The 17954-nt window shown below is 57.3% G+C and carries 16 protein-coding genes and 1 other RNA gene; 8 read left to right on the forward strand and 9 right to left on the reverse strand.

The genetic code is table 11. The features are described 5' to 3' along the window. Positions 1-142: 142 nt before the first annotated feature. The 4 genes from ssrA to INF37_RS14365 all read right to left on the reverse strand — a co-directional run bounded on the left by ssrA (position 143) and on the right by INF37_RS14365 (position 2288). Positions 143-490: a transfer-messenger RNA gene (ssrA, locus tag INF37_RS14350) on the reverse strand. A gap of 164 nt (positions 491-654) precedes the next feature. Further along, positions 655-1179, reverse strand: a complete 525-nt coding sequence (locus INF37_RS14355) for a peptidylprolyl isomerase (protein ID WP_193539072.1) — start codon at positions 1177-1179, stop codon at positions 655-657. 45 nt (positions 1180-1224) lie between these two features. Further along, on the reverse strand, positions 1225-1695 hold the full coding sequence (gene smpB / locus INF37_RS14360) for an SsrA-binding protein SmpB (RefSeq protein WP_101692238.1): 471 nt from the start codon (positions 1693-1695) through the stop codon (positions 1225-1227). Between the two features lie 101 nt (positions 1696-1796). Then, positions 1797-2288, reverse strand: a complete 492-nt coding sequence (locus INF37_RS14365; RefSeq protein ID WP_193539074.1) for an adaptor protein MecA — start codon at positions 2286-2288, stop codon at positions 1797-1799. Positions 2289-2539: 251 nt separating this feature from the next. Between INF37_RS14365 and INF37_RS14370 the strand changes: the two genes are divergently transcribed. The 5 genes from INF37_RS14370 (at position 2540) to INF37_RS14390 (ending at position 8070) form a co-directional block, all read left to right on the forward strand. Beyond that, positions 2540-3076 carry an NUDIX domain-containing protein gene (locus INF37_RS14370; protein ID WP_101692236.1) on the forward strand — a complete coding sequence of 179 codons (537 nt, stop codon included), beginning with the start codon at positions 2540-2542 and terminating at the stop codon, positions 3074-3076. A gap of 42 nt (positions 3077-3118) precedes the next feature. Next, complete coding sequence (locus INF37_RS14375; protein WP_193539076.1) at positions 3119-3844, forward strand: response regulator; 726 nt, start codon at positions 3119-3121, stop codon at positions 3842-3844. A gap of 226 nt (positions 3845-4070) precedes the next feature. Continuing rightward, entirely contained in the window at positions 4071-5882 is a 1812-nt protein-coding gene (locus INF37_RS14380; protein WP_101692234.1) for an ATP-binding protein, read from the forward strand. Continuing rightward, complete coding sequence (locus INF37_RS14385; RefSeq protein WP_193539078.1) at positions 5869-7242, forward strand: hypothetical protein; 1374 nt, start codon at positions 5869-5871, stop codon at positions 7240-7242. Before INF37_RS14380 ends, INF37_RS14385 begins: the two co-directional genes overlap by 14 nt. A 12-nt stretch (positions 7243-7254) precedes the next feature. Further along, entirely contained in the window at positions 7255-8070 is an 816-nt protein-coding gene (locus INF37_RS14390; protein ID WP_193539081.1) for a hypothetical protein, read from the forward strand. Between the two features lie 80 nt (positions 8071-8150). Here INF37_RS14390 and INF37_RS14395 read toward each other — a convergent pair whose 3' ends face one another. The 4 genes from INF37_RS14395 to INF37_RS14410 are packed head-to-tail and all read right to left on the reverse strand — an operon-like array spanning position 8151 to position 14247. Further along, entirely contained in the window at positions 8151-10568 is a 2418-nt protein-coding gene (locus INF37_RS14395; protein ID WP_193539083.1) for an S-layer homology domain-containing protein, read from the reverse strand. A 25-nt stretch (positions 10569-10593) separates the two neighbouring features. Continuing rightward, positions 10594-11838 carry an ABC transporter permease gene (locus tag INF37_RS14400; RefSeq protein ID WP_193539085.1) on the reverse strand — a complete coding sequence of 415 codons (1245 nt, stop codon included), beginning with the start codon at positions 11836-11838 and terminating at the stop codon, positions 10594-10596. Beyond that, the gene (locus INF37_RS14405) at positions 11835-12530 is read right to left on the reverse strand and encodes an ABC transporter ATP-binding protein (protein ID WP_101692229.1); all 696 of its coding nucleotides are present in this window, start codon (positions 12528-12530) and stop codon (positions 11835-11837) included. Before INF37_RS14405 ends, INF37_RS14400 begins: the two co-directional genes overlap by 4 nt. A 13-nt stretch (positions 12531-12543) precedes the next feature. Continuing rightward, a complete protein-coding gene (locus INF37_RS14410; protein WP_193539087.1) occupies positions 12544-14247 on the reverse strand; it encodes an efflux RND transporter periplasmic adaptor subunit in 1704 nt (567 codons plus the stop codon). A 237-nt stretch (positions 14248-14484) separates the two neighbouring features. Here INF37_RS14410 and INF37_RS14415 point away from each other — a divergent pair, with 237 nt between their 5' ends. Beyond that, the gene (locus tag INF37_RS14415) at positions 14485-14751 is read left to right on the forward strand and encodes a hypothetical protein (protein ID WP_193539089.1); all 267 of its coding nucleotides are present in this window, start codon (positions 14485-14487) and stop codon (positions 14749-14751) included. A 23-nt stretch (positions 14752-14774) separates the two neighbouring features. Here INF37_RS14415 and INF37_RS14420 read toward each other — a convergent pair whose 3' ends face one another. Further along, a complete protein-coding gene (locus tag INF37_RS14420) occupies positions 14775-15488 on the reverse strand; it encodes a FadR/GntR family transcriptional regulator (RefSeq protein ID WP_101692226.1) in 714 nt (237 codons plus the stop codon). Positions 15489-15778: 290 nt separating this feature from the next. Between INF37_RS14420 and INF37_RS14425 the strand changes: the two genes are divergently transcribed. Beyond that, complete coding sequence (locus INF37_RS14425) at positions 15779-16483, forward strand: RraA family protein (RefSeq protein WP_101692225.1); 705 nt, start codon at positions 15779-15781, stop codon at positions 16481-16483. A gap of 66 nt (positions 16484-16549) precedes the next feature. Beyond that, positions 16550-17950, forward strand: a complete 1401-nt coding sequence (locus INF37_RS14430; protein WP_193539091.1) for a GntP family permease — start codon at positions 16550-16552, stop codon at positions 17948-17950. The last annotated feature ends 4 nt before the right edge of the window (positions 17951-17954 follow it).

Consider the following 17954-nt stretch of genomic DNA (forward strand, 5'->3'; position numbering starts at 1 on the left):
GTAATCCGTGTGCAATTTCGACTTGTATTGTGTTAAAAAATATGGTACGTAGTACAATATAATTGTACTGAGTACAAACCTCTAAACCATTGCGGCACAAAGAAATCCCCTGCAACCATTGCGGTTACAGGGGATTTTGTTTTGGTGGAGGCGGGGGGAGTCGAACCCCCGTCCGAAAACGCTTCAGCAGGAACTTCTCCGGGCGCAGACGGTTCTTTCCATTCCCGCACCCTGACGTGAGCCGTCACACTTCAGGGATTGGTAGCTTCATGATTCATGGTGCGCTCAAAGCTTTGCGCACACACGTGCACCACTAAACGACGCCCCATCCCGGCTCGTGGTCCTTCCGGGTGGGACGGCCGCTAATTAAGCAGCGGCGAGAACGACGTTATCGTTGTTCTTTAATTTATAAGTTGCCCATTTTAGAGATGTTAGGCGCATCTGCCCGCTATTCCGGCCTCTACGTCCCCGTCGAAACCAGTACGCCCCCATGTCGTCGCAAAGTCTGCTCCACTCGGGATACCCAGGCACAGACATCCCTTGCTTCGCTCCCTTGCGCCTCCTCTTCCCGCCGAACCCATGTTATTGGGTTTCGGCGGGATGGGAGGTTGCAGTTCCCTGGTGGGAACAACGATCACAGGAAAAACTTGAAACTCAGCACTTTTCCGGCGCGGGGTAGTCCACACCGAAGGTCTCCACGGTCACGCTCTTCATCCGCTGCTCCTCAAAGGGGCGGTCCATAGCGTCGGTCTTGACGCCCACGATGGCGTCGGCCACGTCCATACCCTCGATGACCTTGCCGAAAGCGGCATACTGGCCATCCAGGTGGGGCGCCTTCTCTACCATGATGAAGAACTGGCTGCCAGCGGAGTTGGGGTGCATGGCGCGGGCCATGGAGAGCACGCCGCGGTCATGCTTCAGAGTGTTCTGCTTGAAGCCGTTGCCGGAGAACTCACCCTTGATGGAGTAGCCGGGGCCGCCCATGCCGGTGCCTTGGGGGCAGCCGCCCTGGATCATGAATCCGGGGATAACACGGTGGAAGATCAGGCCATTATAAAAGCCGCTCTTCACCAGGCTGATGAAGTTGTTGACGGAGTTGGGAGCGATCTCGGGATAGAGCTCGGCAACCATCTTGCCGCCGTTTTCCATCTCAAAGGTCACGATGGGATTCTGAGCCATAGGAAACACGTCCTTTCGTATACATCACGCGTAAAAGCGGCCGGATCAGCCGTAATTGCGTCGGGTCTTCATGGTGCGGTCCATCTCCCGCTTGGCGTCCTTGGCGGCCGCGGCGTCCCGCTTGTCATAGAGCTTCTTGCCCTTGGCAAGACCGACCTCCAGCTTGACGCGGGAATCCTTGAAATAGAGGGAGAGAGGGATCAGAGAGTACCCGTCCTGCTTCACCTTCATGAACAGGCGGAGGATCTCCCGCTTGTGCATCAGCAGGGAGCGGGGCCGGAGGGGATCTTTGTTGAAGATGTTCCCCTTCTCGTAGGGGCTGATGTGCATGCCGATGACCTGCATCTGCCCGTCTTTGATGAGACAGAAGGAGTCCTTCAAATTCACATTGCCCTGACGGATGGATTTGACCTCGGTGCCGGAAAGGGCAATGCCGGCCTCATAGCGGTCCTCAATAAAGTAGTCATGAAAGGCCTTGCTGTTTTTCGCGATCAGTTTTGTGCCCTTGCGCTCCACGGTCTCACCTCCGCTCCGGATCTCTGGTGTCTATCGTACCAATATTATAGCATGTCTGTCAAGCAGTTCGACGAAAGGCGTGGGAATCTTCCCGTATTGGCTCAGGGATCATAGAGGAGCAGCTGCTCCAGGGCCTGCCGGTCAAAGACGGGGCGGCCGTATTCGGCCAGTTGTCCCTCCCGGAAGGGGGTGGAGGGCAGAGAGGTGCCGTACTCGCTGAGGATATGGATGGCGCAGCGCTCCGTGCCGGGCAGAGAGAGCCACCAGGCGTCCTTCCACCAGAAGAGCGCGGCCGACGGGGGGAGGGCGGGCAGGCTCCGGGCGGCGGCACACAGCGTTGGAAGGGAATCAAAGATGAACCAGATCTGACGAGGCGGACGGACATAGGCAAAGACCAGAAGCCCGTCGCCCCCGGGGTAGGCGTCCACTTCCAGGGTGCCCTCCAGACAGATGCCGGCCTCCCGGCACAGGGCACGGGTAAGGGTCAGGGCGGCCTCGTCGGAAAAGGTGTCGCCAGTAACTCCCCGTTCCTCCAGATCGGAGGGGGAGAGATAGAGGGCAATGCTGGATGTACCGATGGGGTGAATGGTCATGAAATGCCTCCTCTTTCCATAGTGTTCCCCTGGGTCCGGAAGAGGGAATAGGGGATGGATTGCTTCCATTATACCGGGGCGGCGGGGGCTTTTACAGCGGTAATGTTTCCCCCGGACGGCAGTGGGAAAAATTGGCCGCCGACAGGGGTCCGGACTGGCGGGCGGCCGCCATTTGTGGTACACTAATACAATACGGAACCAAGCCGGAAGAACGCAGACGGGCGAATGCCCGGAGACAAGGAGTGTTACGCGTGGAGTTGTTGGAAAAGACGCTGTCCTCTGAGATCAAATTCAAAGGTCGTATTGTTACCCTGCGCCTGGATGAGGCTGAGCTCCCCAACGGGCGGAAGGCCTCCCGGGAGGTGGTAGAACATCCCGGCGGCGTGGTGATCCTGCCCCTCTATGAGGATGGCACCGTCACACTGGTGCGCCAGTTCCGCTATCCCTTCCAAAAGGTCATTGCTGAGCTGCCCGCCGGTAAGCTGGAGTACGGGGAGGATCACCGCCTGGCGGCTCTGCGCGAGCTGAGCGAAGAGGTGGGCGCGGTGCCCGATGAGCTGACCTATCTGGGCTGTATCTATACCTCTCCGGGCTTTTCCAGCGAAGTGCTGCACATGTATCTGGCCCGGGGGCTCCACCAGGGGGCGTGCCACCCCGATGAGGATGAGTTCCTGGAGCGGGAGCGGATTCCCTTCCAGACGCTGGTGGAGCGGGTCATGTCCGGCGAGATCGCGGACGGAAAGACGGTAGCCGCCGCGCTGAAGGTCAAGGTGCTGCTGGGCCTTTGATTCCTGGAGCATACAGAGCGCGAGACAAGAAGGAGGAGACCCATGAAAAAGCGGGTTCTGATTGTAGAGGATGAAAAGAATATCGTGGATATCCTCAGCTTCAATCTGGTGCGGGAGGGCTATGAGACGTTGGAGGCCTATGACGGAGAGGCTGGACTCCAGCTGGCGCTGGAGCAGAATCCGGACCTCATTCTGCTGGACCTGATGCTGCCCAAGCGCAGCGGGTTTGATGTCTGCAAAGCCTTCCGGGAAAAGAACCGGAGCACGCCGGTGCTCATGCTCACCGCACGGGAAGAGGAGACTGACAAGGTGCTGGGGCTGGAGCTGGGGGCCGACGACTATATCACCAAGCCCTTTTCCATGCGGGAGCTGTTGGCCCGGGTGAAGGCCAATATCCGCCGTACCGAGGTGCTGCTGCACGAGGCGGCCAAGGAGCCCCGCACAGATAGCGGGGCCAATCAGATCGTACAGGGCCGCATCCGCATCGACACAGACGAGATGGTGGGCTATAAGGATAACGCTCCGCTGGACCTCACGCAGCGGGAGTATGAGCTGCTGAAGTTTCTGGCGTCTCAGCCGGGGAAGGTATTTTCCCGGGAGGCGCTGATGGAACATGTCTGGAACTACGAGGGATATGTGGGCGATGTGCGGGCGGTGGACGTGGCCGTCCGGCGCCTGCGCGAGAAGGTGGAGGACGACCCCGCTTCGCCCCAGTTCATCCTGACCCGGCGGGGACTGGGGTATCTGTTCCACGGGGAAGAGCAGTAAGGAAAGAAAGCGGGGGCGTCCTCGGGGCCCCACAAAGTGGGGCGGCGCGTACGCGCCGGAGGGAGGATGGATTCATTTCATCCTCCCGCATATAGGAAGAACGGGGACCCAGTGGGCTTGCCCACTGGGCGGGACCCCGCTTTGCCCCAGTTCATCCTGACCCGTCGGGGATTGGGGTACCTGTTCCACGGGGAAGAGCAGTAAGGAAAGGAGAGGAGGCGCGCGCATGTTTCGCAGCCTGCATATGAAACTGGTGCTCATCATGACGCTGCTCATCGTGTCACTGATGACGGTGGTGGGCGCCTTCCTCATCAATTCCGTGGTGAGCTACTATATTCACGACTTCTACACCAGAATGGAAGAGGTGTTCGGACAGGACGCCGACCTGATGGCGGCCCTGCGTACTCCGGTAGAGGGAGAGGAAAACGGGGCCAAGCAGATCGCCATGATCCTGGAATCCTATAACGGCTCCCTCGGCGTAGATGGACGCAACCGGAACTATTATGTTCTGGACGGACAGACCGGGCGGTGTCTGGAGACCTCGGATACCCAGAGTGATCCCATTCTGGATTTCAGCTCTTTGAATCTGAGTCTCGCCCTCAACGGCAAGGACGGCGGATATGAGAGCGACGTATCCTCCCGCTATATGGATGTGGCCTTTCCCATTGAACGGGGAGAGAGCGACTATATCATCTATATCTATGATAACCGCGCCAGCATCTCAGACCTGAATGGGGCCCTCATCGATCTGATCGTCAAATCGCTCTTTTTCGGACTGATGATCTCGGTGCTTCTCTCCTTCCTGATGTCCAAGACCATGGTCATTCCCATTGAACGCCTGACTGAGGGGGCCGAGCGGGTGGCCGAGGGGGACTTCTCCTACAAGCTGGAGGTGGCCTCCCGGGATGAGATCGGCATTCTGACCGGAACCTTCAACGCCATGGCGCAGCAGCTCCAGGAGACGCTGACCGAGGTGGAGAATGAGCGCAATAAGCTGGATACCCTCTTCCTCTATATGACCGATGGCGTGGTGGCCTTTTCCGCCTCCGGCGCGGTGATCCATGCCAATCCCGCTGCGGAGGAAATGCTGGGGCGGCCCATTCCTGTGAGCAATGAGGAACAGGGAGAAGAGCCGAGCTATAACTATGAGTTCCTCTTTGGGGATATTGCCCCCCTTCACGATGTGCTTGCGGTGGAGGCCAACGGCTGCCTCAACGGTACCCGGGAGGTCAACGGCCGCAGCCTGGAGCTCCTCCTGGCCCCCTTCTACCGGGAGCGCCAGGGCGGCGTGCTGGTGGTCATCCACGATGTCACCCAGCAGCGCAAGACCGAGGAGATGCGGCGGGAGTTTGTAGCCAATGTGTCCCATGAGCTGCGCACGCCCCTGACCAATATCCGCAGCTATGCGGAGACTCTGGTGGACAGCGCAGGGGAGATCCCGCCGGAGATGGAGAAAAATTTCCTGAGTGTGATTCTGGCCGAGAGCGACCGGATGACCCATATTGTGCAGGATCTGCTGACCCTTTCCCGCTTTGATTCGGGACACAGCGAGCTGAAAATGGCTCCCTTCTCGTTTGGGCAGGCGGTAGAGGATGTATACCAGGCCAACCGCATGGAGGCCCAGCGCCACGGCCATGATATGCGTCTGCTGCTGGAGGAAGAGCTTCCGCAGGTGATCGGCGACCGGGAGCGGATCGTTCAGGTCATGATGAATGTGATTTCCAATTCCATCAAATACACTCCGGACAATGGAAAGATCCTCATTCGGGCCGGACGGGATGGGAACTGGGTGTGGATGGAGGTGTCGGATAACGGCATCGGCATCCCCGTAGAGGACCGGCCCAGGATCTTTGAGCGCTTTTACCGGGTAGATAAGGCCCGCTCCCGGGAGTCGGGCGGCACAGGCTTGGGTCTGTCCATTGCAAAAGAGATCATTGACCGGCACGAGGGTGTGCTCCGTCTGGTAGACCGTCCGGGCCCCGGCCTGACCGTGCGTATGGAGCTGAAAATGGAGGGGCCCGGCTATGAAACTGCGTAATACGGTCCGCAAGCCCCGCCTCAGCAAACGGCGCAGGGCAGTGGAACTGGGGAAGGATGTACTCATCCTGCTGCTGATCTGCTCTGCGGTGTCCCTGGTGGGGCGCAGCCAGATCTATACCGTAGCGGGAGATAAGGTGTGGTTTTCCTCTCTGAGCAGCTTCTTTGCAGGGCAGGAATCGGAGGTATCGCCCTCCCTCGATCCAGGCCGTCCGGCATCTCTCCCCCATCCTGTGCGCATCGCGGTGTGCGGACAGGGGGGAGAAAGTGTCAGCCGCTATGGGATCCAGTACGATACCGTGCAGGTGGAACAGGTCTTTGGGGCGCTCAGCGGATTTCTCAGTGAGGGCCTGGCCAGCGCACGGGACGCTCAGACGGTCTCTGCCCTGGACTGGCAGCAGGCGCTGAAGACACCGGGACTCTATTTTGATTTTCTGGGCAGCGTACCCATGGAATTGATGGTACGCTGGGCATCGGAGGGCGGAGACGTGGAGATCCTGCCCGGCTCTGCCCGGCGCTTGGTCCTGACCGCGGAAGAGGGCGCGGAAACGGCGACCCTCTACTATATGGATGATCAGCAGGGCCTGTATTATGCCTGTAATACGTCGGTGGTATGTGAGGGATATCTGAACAATACGCTGCTGGAGTATGGGGATAATGGCGCCCGGTTTGCCTTTGAGCGGGAGGAGGAATCCTACCGCGCACTGGCCCCGGAAGTCCTGCTCCTGCCCGACGCACCGGCAGCACAGCGCTATCAGGTGACGCAGACCTTGGAGCTGAGCGACGAGGCGGTCCGCGCAGAACTGGAACGCACGTTAGGGTTCCGGGGCAGCGATTATTCCATCGGGGGCGCATGGGTCCTCCGGGACGGAGACGGGCTGCGGCTGAGCGAAAACGGAGATATCTTTTACGAAGATGGGGAGGCCCTCTCCACAGCACGGTATCCAGTGGGGCAGGGCAGCGTCTCCCTGTCCGAGGCAGTAGAGGCAGGGCGCAATCTCTTCTACAAAGCATTGGAGGCCTGGTGCGGTACGACAGCCAATGAGGCACAGATCTATCTGAAAGAGACACTGGAGCAGCCGGAAGGCGGATGGGAGATCCGCTTTGGTTATACGCTGGGGGGAGCAGATGTAAGTCTCGAGGACGGAGAGGCCGCCTCGTTTACGGTGCGTGAGGACCGGATCACATCCTATGAGATGCACCTGCGCTGCTATACGACAACCGGAGAAGAGACCCTGGTGCTGCCGGAGACACAGGCGATCGCGGCCCTGTCGGCTCTGAATCTGGAGGCCGGCGCAGATTTGAGCCTGTGCTATCGGGATGACGGAAACAGCGCCCAGGCGTCCTGGATGGCCGGATGAGGAGGTGTGCCGTTGGAATGGTCTAAAATAAAAAATATTATTCTCCTCATTTTGCTTCTGCTCAATGGAATTTTACTGGTCATGGCACTGCAGCAGGAGTTGGAGCAGAGACAGGACGCCAGCGCATCTCTGACACAGGTGCTGCAGGCGCTGGAGAAAAATGGAATTACTGTCTCCCGCAGTATTTTGCCGGAAGAAAAAGAGCTTCCCACTCTGTTGGTGGAACAGGAGAATCTTCAGACCCCTCCCAAGCAGGCGCAGGCCCTCTTGGGGCATTGCAGCTGGGAGGATGAGGGGGGAAGTGTCCGCCTGGTCTATACCGGGGCAGCCGGACGGCTGGAGACCTTCAGTAATGGCCGCTTCTCCGCGGAGTTTAACCCGGGAGAGATGATGCTCAATGGACAGGAACCCCTGGTCCACGGGCTGGCAAAGCTCTCCTGTCTGGAATTCAGCGGAGAACTGACCGACCGCCGCAGCAGCGGAGAGGAGGAGATCCTCACCTTCCGGCAGAATCTGGACGGTGTGCCGGTCTTTAATGCCGTGGCGGAGCTCCACTATCAGAATGGCGGGCTGCACACCATGGAAGGCCAGCGAATTTTTGGGGAAGTGAGCGTTTTAAAAGAGTCTGATATGCTCAACGTCCCCACCATGCTGATGCGCTTTCTGGGACAGCGCAATGAGAGCGGGCGGATGTTCAGCCAGATCTACTCCATTACGGCGGGGTATCACCTCTCCAACAGCCGGCCATATACCCTGACACCGGTCTGGTATGTGGAGACCGACAGCGGCTCCTATATGCTGAACGGAAGCGACGGGAAAATGCTGTAAACAACACCGATAAAAATACCCGGCGGCGGATTCTATGATCCGCCGCCGGGTATTTTTTCATAACTGGGAGAAGAACGGAATTACTCCACCACGACCAGGCGGATCTTGCCGCCCTGCTCGGGGGATTTGTCGTAGTAGACGGTCAGGTCATCGGAGTAGGCCCGGGCCAGCTCAAAGCGCTCGTACCCGGTATCGGCCTCAAACCAGTGGCCGGTAGTCTTGTTGTAGCACCAGACCTTCTGAGAGACAGGATAGAGGGAGTCGCCCACCTTCAGCATATGGCTGTCCGGATCGTAGGCCGCCCGGCGGATGCCGGAGGCGGACTGGAGGGAGATCGATGCGGCCAGTTTCTGCTGTCCACCCTGGGTCTCCAGCGAGGCGGCGATACCCACCGCATCATCCGTGCGGAGATCAGCGGAACCGGTGATCAGTTCGGTGCCGCCCTGAGGCTGAGCGCCGTTTTTCACGGTGATGGACGCGTTGCTGAAATCCCAGGGGTCGTCGGGATTGTGACGGCCGGGCGTATATTTGGCAAAGCCGTAGTCATACTGGTCGCCGGTCACATCGTCAAAGACCAGGATGTTGTACTTTCCGGCATAATCCTTGCCGGCGTAGAGGATCTTGGAGGAGGGGACGCTGGTCCGGGTGAGCTGGTCAAAGGTGATCTCATGAGGCTCACTGTTGCCCACCCGTTCAAACATGCGGACATTCTCCGAGAGGGGAACGTCGTTGAGGGTGCGGGAGGCCACGTTGAGGGTACCGCTGACGCTGCCGCCGCCCAGACGGGTGAGGGAGAGTTTCCCTTGCTTTCCGGAGGAGATCGTGACCAGCTGGCCCACCATCTTGTCGGCAGAGGCCTCGTTGAGACCGGGATCGCCGGTAAAGACCACCTTTTCGCCCTTGGCGTTGAAGAGGTCCAGGAGGGGCTTGACCTCCGCACTGCTGGCGGAGCATTTCTCCACGACGCCCACCGTGGTGGAGCGGGCCAGGGAGGGATCCAGGGCGCCGGCCACCCGGCCGTCAGAGGTAAAGAGGAGCGTCACCTGATCGCCGGGACGGAAGGGGGCCAGATCGGCCACAGCCCCGGGGAGAACGGTAAACTCCTGTCCCAGCATGGTCAGCTTGGAGGGTGCAGTGGGGTTGGGATAGGCGTTTTCATACAGGCCGGTGAGGCGCAGGTCGGTGACCCGGATGATATTGGCGCCGCTGTCATAGGTGGCCACATCGTACTGGCGCAGGTCAGCGACCGTGGCAGGGACACCGTTCTTGTAGAGCTGATAGTCGGTGCGTCCGCCCGCCAGGGAGGAGAAGGGATTGGTGGTGCCGTTCGGCTTGGTCCGTGCCACCATGACGCTGTCACTGGACTGGGAGGCGGAGGAGAGATAGACATAGTCCAGCTTGCCCGAGGGGCCATAGCAGAGGGTCGTGGGGGTGCCGTTGTAGAGATAGGACCATACCTTTTCAAAGGTCGTGGCTTCGCCGTTTTTCCAGACCGGAGTTTCCGGGAGAATGGTGATCTTTTCTCCGCCGGCTGTGATATAGTTGGCGTCCACCGTGCCGGAGACCGTGACGCGCCGGACAGAGTCGTCCTCATTGGGACGCAGAGTGAGGAAATTGCCGTTTTTGTCCTGGGCCATCTCACCCCGGACGCCCAGCAGCGAGGAAGAGAGCTCAGTGCGCTGGGTCTTGGGGGAGCGGGTATCCAGGCCGTTGGCCACGGTAACGGTGGTGGAGCCGCTGCTCTGGTTTTTATCCAGCGAGAGGAGAACGGTGTCCTCCGTGAGGGTGCCGCCCAGCTTTTGGACCAGATAGCACTCCTCCGAGCCCTTCACATCGGTAAAGAGGAGGTTGCGGAAGAGCTCCGCCGCCTCGCCGCGGGTCAGCGTGGAATTGCCCTTCAGGCCCAGGCCCTGGGTGAGCCCGTTTTCTCCGGCCACCGAGAGATATCCGTCATACCAGGTGGAGCCAGTGGCGATATCCGAGGTGGTGTAGCCCAGCACGCGGGTGAGAATGGCCACGGCCTCTCCATAAGTAATGGCGCGGTCAGGCTCAAAGGTGCCGTTGCCCACGCCCAGAATCAGGCGGTCAGCGGCAGGGGCGCTCTCGCCCTTGTCCGAGGAGGTGCTGGAGGTATCCGCCAGCTCGCCGCTGGTGGTCAGGGAGGAGGCGAGATTCACATAGCCCCGGGCCCAGTGCTTGGGACCGACGTCCAGGAAAATGGTACGGTTGCGCTGGGCGGGCTCCAGATCGCCCTTGCCCATCACATCCACCGCCATTTTGCAGAATTCCGCCCGGCTGAGGGTGGCCGAGGGGCGGAAGGAACCGCCGCCGGTGCCGTCCACTACGCCGAGCAGGCGGAGGATCTCCGCCGCTTCGGCAGTGTCGGCATCGCTGATGTCGTGGAACGCGGAGCCGTCGGCCGCGCCCACGGGCAGGACCAGCAGTCCTGCAAGAGTTGCCGCGGCAATGGCCCCGGCCAGAATACGTTTACAATTCATGCACTTCTCTCCTTTGCACTTGGGATCAATCCGCACGCAGTGCTTCCACCGGCTGGAGGCCGCTGGCCTTGATGGCGGGATACATACCAAAGAGGACGCCCAGCACCACAGAAAACAGGAAGGCGCCCAGAGCAATGGGGGTACTGGGCAGCAGCAGCGTCCCGTCCAGCAGGAAGCGGCCTGCGATCAGTGTGCCGATATAGCCCAGACCAATGCCCAGCAGGCCGCCGATTCCGCAGATGACAGCGGCCTCGATCAGAAACTGGGTAATGATGCTCCGCCGTTCGGCGCCGATGGCCTTGCGGATGCCGATCTCCCGGGTGCGTTCGGTCACGGTGACCAACATGATGTTCATAATACCGATACCGCCCACCAACAGGGAGATGGCGGCAATTCCGCCCAGAACCATGGCCTGCATGTTGCTCTGCTGCTGGATGGAATCGGCCGAGGCATTGTCGCTGCGGATGTTGTAGTCTCCCCGCGTAGGCATGCCGGTGGCATCCTTGGGGAACATGGAGCTGAGGAAGGCATCCAGGCGGGTCATGGCCTCCACCGTGGCGGAGGCGCTTCTGGCCTTGACCACGAAGGAGTTGATGGCGCTGTTTTGGTTGAGGGTACGGTTGAAGGTATAGGGCAGAAGGAGCATATTGTCCAGCTCCGGCCAGTTTTCCAGGTCCTTGCGCTCATACCAGCCCACCACCAGGAAGGGCTGACCGTTGATAGTGATGGTCTTGCCCACCGGGTCCACAAAGTTGAAGAGGGTCTCCTTGAGGCGGCCGCCCAGGACACAGACGTTGTTGGTGTTCTGAATGTCCAGATAGGACAGCTCCCGGCCGCTGGCCAGCGTATAGTTGTTGCAGGCACCGTATTGGTCCGAGCCGAGGACCACCTGGATCATATCCTCCCAGTTTTCATAGTTCTGGGTGGACAGGGTCTTGGCGCCGTACTTGATGATCATCTCATTGTAAAGATTGATGGTGGGCGTCACGCCGACCACCAGGTCCTGCATGCCCAGGCAGTAGTCATACAGGTCCTGAAAGACGGTGTTTCCGTTGTCGCCGCCGTAGAAATAGTAGGCGTCCACATTGATCTTGTTGTTGCCCATCTTCTCAAAGTATTCCAGATTTTTCTGGTTTTGTCCCTGAACGACCGAGACCATGATGACCACCGAGGCGACACCGATGATGATGCCCAGCATGGTGAGGAAGGAACGGGTCTTTTTGCAGGCGATGGACTTGAAGGCCATCTTGAAGGCTTGCAGCAGGTTCATGTCCAATCCACCTCCTGGGGGGCGTCGGAGATAATGACGCCGTCGGAAAGGCGCACCACCCGGCGGGCGGTGGCGGCGATGTGGTCGTCGTGGGTGATGAGCAGGATGGTGGTTCCCTCCCGGTAGAGGTCCCGGAGGATCTCCAGCACATGTTTGCCGGTCTTAGAGTCCAGAGCGCCGGTGGGCTCGTCGGCCATGATGATGGGGGGGCGAGTAGCAATGGCGCGGGCAATGGCCACACGCTGCTGTTGTCCGCCGGACATCTCACTGGGGCGGTGATGGGCACGTTCGGCCATGCCCACCTTCTCCAGGGCCTCCATGGCCAGGTCCTCCCGGTCCCAGGCAGGCACGCCCCGGTAGATCAGGGGAAGGGTCACATTTTCCAGGGCATCCAGCTCCTGAATGAGGTTGTAGCCCTGAAAAATGAAGCCGATCTCCCGGTTGCGGATGCGGGCCAGCTGACGGTCGCTCAGAGAGGTGATATCGGTGCCGTCCAGATAGTAGTCCCCGTATGTGGGGATGTCCAGACAGCCCAGTACATTCATCAGCGTGGATTTGCCGGAACCGGACTGTCCAACGATGGCGACGAACTCTCCCCGGTCGATGGACAGGGAGACGCCGTCCAGAGCCCGCACCTCGCTCTCTTTGCCCTCGTTGTAGATCTTATAGAGGTTCTTGATGTCAATGAGCATAAAGACACCCCATTTACCAGCTGGAGCTGGATTCGGTCACGGTATAGTTGACAAAGACCTCCATGCCTTCCTCCACGCCCGATTTGATCTCTACGTTCTGTGTATCCGAGATACCGGTCTCCACCGCGACGGGATAGTAGCCGTCCTCCTCGGTGGGAAGGGTGCGTTTCTGGCCAGGCTCCACCTCGGGCAGATCCAGTTCCAGGGTGTTTTCCGGCTTGCTGTCGGCCTTGATGAACACGACGGTCTGCGGGTTGCCGTCCTTGTCCAGCACGCTCTTGACGGCGCTGCCGGGGATCAGCACACAGTCGTCCGACTGGCTGGTCACGAAGGAGTAGTTGACCCAGGCGCCATCCACCAGGCTGCCGTCCATATTGTCCACCGTGAGGGTCACGGGGTAGTTGGTCATACCGTTGCTGCTCTCCGCCTTGCTCATATCAATAGAGGTGACGGTACCGATGTAAGTAGAGCCGTTCCAGTCCAGATCCACGGTGTTGCCCGGCTTGATAAAGGAGATGTTCCGGTCGTCCACAGTAATGGTGACCAGCATCGTGGTGGAGTTGGAGATGATGATGACGGTATCGCCGCTCTTGACCTCGGAGCCGACGGTCAGGGTACAGGCGGTCACGGTGCCGTCGATGGGGGCCACGGCGTTGAAGTTGGCAAGAGCCTTCTGTGCGTCCTCCAATGCCTTCTGTGCGGTGGCGATCTCATCCTGCTTGGCGGTGATCTGGTCATTCAGGGTGTCGGAGCCCAGGGTGAGCAGTGTCTGTCCGGCCGTCACATTGGCGTAGTTGAGGAGGTTGGAAGAGACCACGGGGCCGCTGGCCTTGGTGGTGATAGTACGGGTCTCATAGTACTCGGTCTTACCGGAGGCGTAGGGGTAGGCGGAAGTGCCGTCGGCCAGAGTGATGGCCACCGAGGCATCCATTCCGGCGGTCAGGGTGCCGGGGTTATCGAAGACCACGACCACTTCAAAGTGGACGGCGCCCTCGGGGGAGATGTAGCTGACCTTGTTGATCTTTTCCACTTTACCGGAAAAGTCCTTCATGACAGCGGGGATATTGACCGACACGCTCTGCCCCACCGCGATGCTGTTTTCATAGGCATAGCTGAAATAGAGGGAGAGCTTGAGCTTCTTATCGTTGACCAGTGTGGTGACCTCTGCTCCGCTGGAGACATCCTGGTCCGGGGTAAAGGTCTGCACATTCATCAGTTTTCCGGCGAAGGGAGCCTTGACCACCAGATCGGAGACCTGCTCCTGCAATTTGGAGAGCTCCCGGTTCAGGTTAGACACCTTTTCCTGGGCGTCCGAGACGGCCTTCTCGGCGGCCTCACTGTAAATGGTGTACAGCGGCTGTCCGGCCGTGACGACATCGCCGGGATTGACAAAAACCTCCCGTACGGTACCGCCCTCGGTCAGTGTGATAGCGGCCGATTCCTTGGCTTTGGCATTGCCGCTGCCCTGTACCACGCTCTGGATGGTGCCGATGGAGGCGGGGACAGCATAGATCTCGCCCTGCTCCACTGGAGGGGGCTGAAGGACAAAGCGCCAGAGCAGATAACCTCCGCCGGCCAGAATGGCCAGCAGAATAACAAGGGTAATGATTCCCTTAAGGTGTTTCTTTTTCCGTTTTTTCTTGGGCGGGGCAGTGGGAGACGGGGCGGATGTAGGGGACGTCTCAGGTGTGAGAACGGGGGTCTGTTGTTCCGTCATATTCATTTCCTCCTATGCCTGGATAATAGTTCACCCTATTGTATCACACCATTTATAAAAAGGTATTTTCAAAAGGATGACAAGTTCTTAATAAAACCTTAAAATTTCCGGCTTTCCTTTTGACGCACAGGGAAGTCAAAAAGTTCCTGAGGAGGGGGACAAAAGAAGGCGAGCACATGGGAGCGTGTTTTACTGCATATGGATAGGACGACAATGGTTATGAGGGAGGGTTTTATAATGAAATGTATTATTTTAAAGCGAAAGATCCTGGCGGCAGCAGGTTGTTTGGCGGTGGCGGTGGCCATGTTCGTAACGGTCAACCATCCGGCGGTCGTAGGCGTGGCGGCCTCAGAGCGGGAGCTGCCCATTTACTGTGTGGAGCGGGACCAGAAGATGCTCTCCATTTCCTTCGACGCAGCCTGGGGTGATGGAAAAGAGCGGCGCCTGGAACACAAGGGAGTTCCAGGCGCCGCTCTTTTTACCCAAAAATCGCGCACCGGCTGAGGGAAGCCCAACGGAAAGGCCCGTCAGCTCACGGTATCATCCATGTGAATAAAGTAATCTCTGGAAGCATTCAAATGAGCCAACATCGCATTTTGCGCGCCGAGAAAATCTTTGCGGCAAATGGCTTCTGTAATCATCTGATGGTAGCGGATTGAGGTTTGGCGAAAATCCATGTCGGAGATGGTAGTGGAAACATACACGGAAGATGAAATGATCGGAATCAGATTGACGAGGACTGCATTTCCGGAACATTTTGCAATTTGTTCGTGGAATTTTGTGTCAGCATCCTGATAATCCTCACCAGCACAGATCAGAGAAGCGTGAAGCGAGCTGAGACGGAGCAGTTCCTGGCACTCCTCTTCTGTGGCGTGAATTGCGGCGGCTGCTGCAATGTGCGGTTCCAGCATAATGCGCACATCGATCAGATCCATAGCCAATTTCTTATTGTGTGCAAGAAACGTCAGGCCCAGCGGGTCGACCGGTATTCCGCGCTTACTGGAAATGTAAGTACCCGATCCCTGCTTCACATCCAAAATATTGCGGCCGACCAATTGCTTGATCGCCTCACGAAGCGTACTGCGGCTTACCTTCAGCATGGAGGAGAGCTCAGCCTCATTTGGAAGCCGATCCCCCTCTTTCATGTTGAGAGACAAAATAAAAGAAATCAGTTTTTCGGCGGTCTCATTGGTGCGAGAGGGCTTGGAATTCATATCGATAGGTGTTTTTTGGGAATCCATATGCACCCAACCTTTATGTTTTTGTTTTATTTTAGACTATAAGTGTTTAAAAAGCAACTGCGTATAAAAGATCGGATCATTTTCCTTGAATACATAATATGAATTAAACGTGGAATAAGTACAATATGCACAAAAATAAAGAATAATAATGTACAAACAGATAAAATATTTTGCAAATATTACAAAAAGATTGTTTTTTCAAAAAATAATGGTATGATGAATTTAAAGAAAGCAAAAGTAAAAATAAATTTAATTTACTCGCCATAAAAGAGAAAAGGAGAGGAATTATCATGGAATTATGGTCAAATGAAGAAGAGATGTTTGAATTGATGAAGGAAAAGCTGTATACGCCCGTTGTCGGCGATATCCTGGACAAGGCGGGATACTGTCATCAATTTTTGCCTGCAAACATCAGACCACTTGAAACGATGGCGCCCAGTTCCTTTATTGATGCAACCGTCCCGGACAAGAGAATGAAGATTGCCGGATATGCCTGCACCGTCCTGGAATGCGATGTCTATGGAGAGCAGAAAAAACCTTTTGGATATATGACGGAAGCACTGGATCAGCTGAAGCCGAATGAAGTCTATATCGCAACCGGGGCACATAACAGTGCCCTCTGGGGGGAGTTACTGACGGCCACAGCGCGGACCCGTGGCGCCGCTGGTGCAGTTTTAGATGGGTACAGCCGAGATACGCCGCAGGTTCTGGAGCAGAATTTCCCTGTTTTTTGCACCGGATGCTGGGCACAGGATTCTTCCATTCGCTCCTACGTGAGAGAGGTGCGCTGCCCCATTGAAATTGGACAGGTTGTCATCCAGAATGGCGACGTGGTATTTGGAGACATTGACGGAGTGCTGATCATTCCGCGCAGCATCGCGCCTGAGATTTTAAAGGAAGCGCTGATCAAGGCCGCCGGAGAGAAGCATGTGAGAAAAGAAATTGAGAATGGAATGTCTGCAACAGAGGCATTTGAGAAATACGGGATCTTATAACGTCAGGAGGTAATACAAGAGGCATCCGAGAGAACAGAACACAAAAGTTAAAAGGGAGGAGTAAATATGGCATCACCAATTGGATTCCTGATTATGCTCATTTTGACCATTATTGTCCTGGTTTTCTTGATCATGAAGATCAATCTGCACCCCACCTTTGCACTCTTTTTGGTCGGTCTGGGATTTTCCTTTGTAGAGAGTCTGACGACATTGACCGGCGGCTTTGGCAGTACCATGACAAGCCTTGGCGTTCCCATCATGCTGGGGGCCATCCTGGCCATGGGCGTTCAGGATACAGGCGCGGCAAAATCAATCGCCAATTTCTTCATTCGTCTCTTCCATGGAAAAAATTTAGAGCTGGCTCCCGCGTTGACGGCCTACATCGTGTCCATTCCTGTATTTGGAGACATTACCACGATCCTTACTTCCAATATTGCGAACGTGCTGAGCAAGAGAAAGCACATTTCCATGAGTAAGATGGCGGCCTTTACGCAGGCGGGCCTGAACCTGACCCATGCGGTGGTGCCCCCTACGCCTGGCATTTTGGCCGTCAGCATTATGCTGGGGGCGGATCTGGGTATGACGATCAGCTGGGGAATTGTCATTTCCTTGGCTGCGCTGATGCTAACGTGGGTGGCCCTGAGAAAGTGGACCGAAAAAGAGTGGATTGAGCTGGTCCCTGAGGTTGTAGCTGAGATTCAGGAGACGGAGTCGGACCGCGTGGAGGACATCTTGATCCGTGGAGAGGATCTGCCTGGAACATTGCCGGCCTTTCTGACCATTCTGATCCCGGTGGTTCTGATTGCAGGAAGCTCTTTTATCAATATGTGCGTGGCGGAAGATGCGGCAATCCGCAACTGGACTGCAATTTTTGGAGATAAAATTGTAGCCTTGGGGCTGGGTGTCATTTATACGATGCTTTTGGGATGCTTCCACCAGAAAGCCGTTCGCAAGAGCGACCGTGATTCTACCCACAAAGAGCAGGAAAAGTTCCATGACATCCTTTTGAACAGCTGGATCGCAAGAGGCTGTGAAGTGGCTCTGCCGGCCCTGCTGATCACCAGCATGGGCGGCGCCTTCTCTGCTGTCATCAAATCTGCCCCCGCGATTGACGGACTGGCATCTATGATTGTGGAGTCCGGTATCCCCGGGCTGCTGGTTCCGTTCCTGATCAGTGCGATCATGATGGCGGCGGTAGGATCGGCTACTACCGCTGGTATTACAGCGGCCGGAGTCGTCTTGCCCATGATGGGGACACTGGGGATCACTCCCGTTGCCACCACGCTGGCGATTGGAGCCGGTTCGATCCTGTTTAACTATATGAACAATTCCGGATTCTGGGTCATCAGCCGTTTCTTCAACTTGAATTTGAAGCAGGGCATCAAGTACATCACGGTGCCCTGTGGAGTGAGCAGTCTGATGTGCTTTATCCTGATTGCCATTTTTACTAGCATTGGAATCATGTAAGGAT

It is taken from the genome of Pseudoflavonifractor gallinarum (assembly GCF_014982855.1).
In the GTDB taxonomy this organism is placed as follows: Bacteria; Bacillota; Clostridia; order Oscillospirales; family Oscillospiraceae; genus Pseudoflavonifractor_A; species Pseudoflavonifractor_A gallinarum.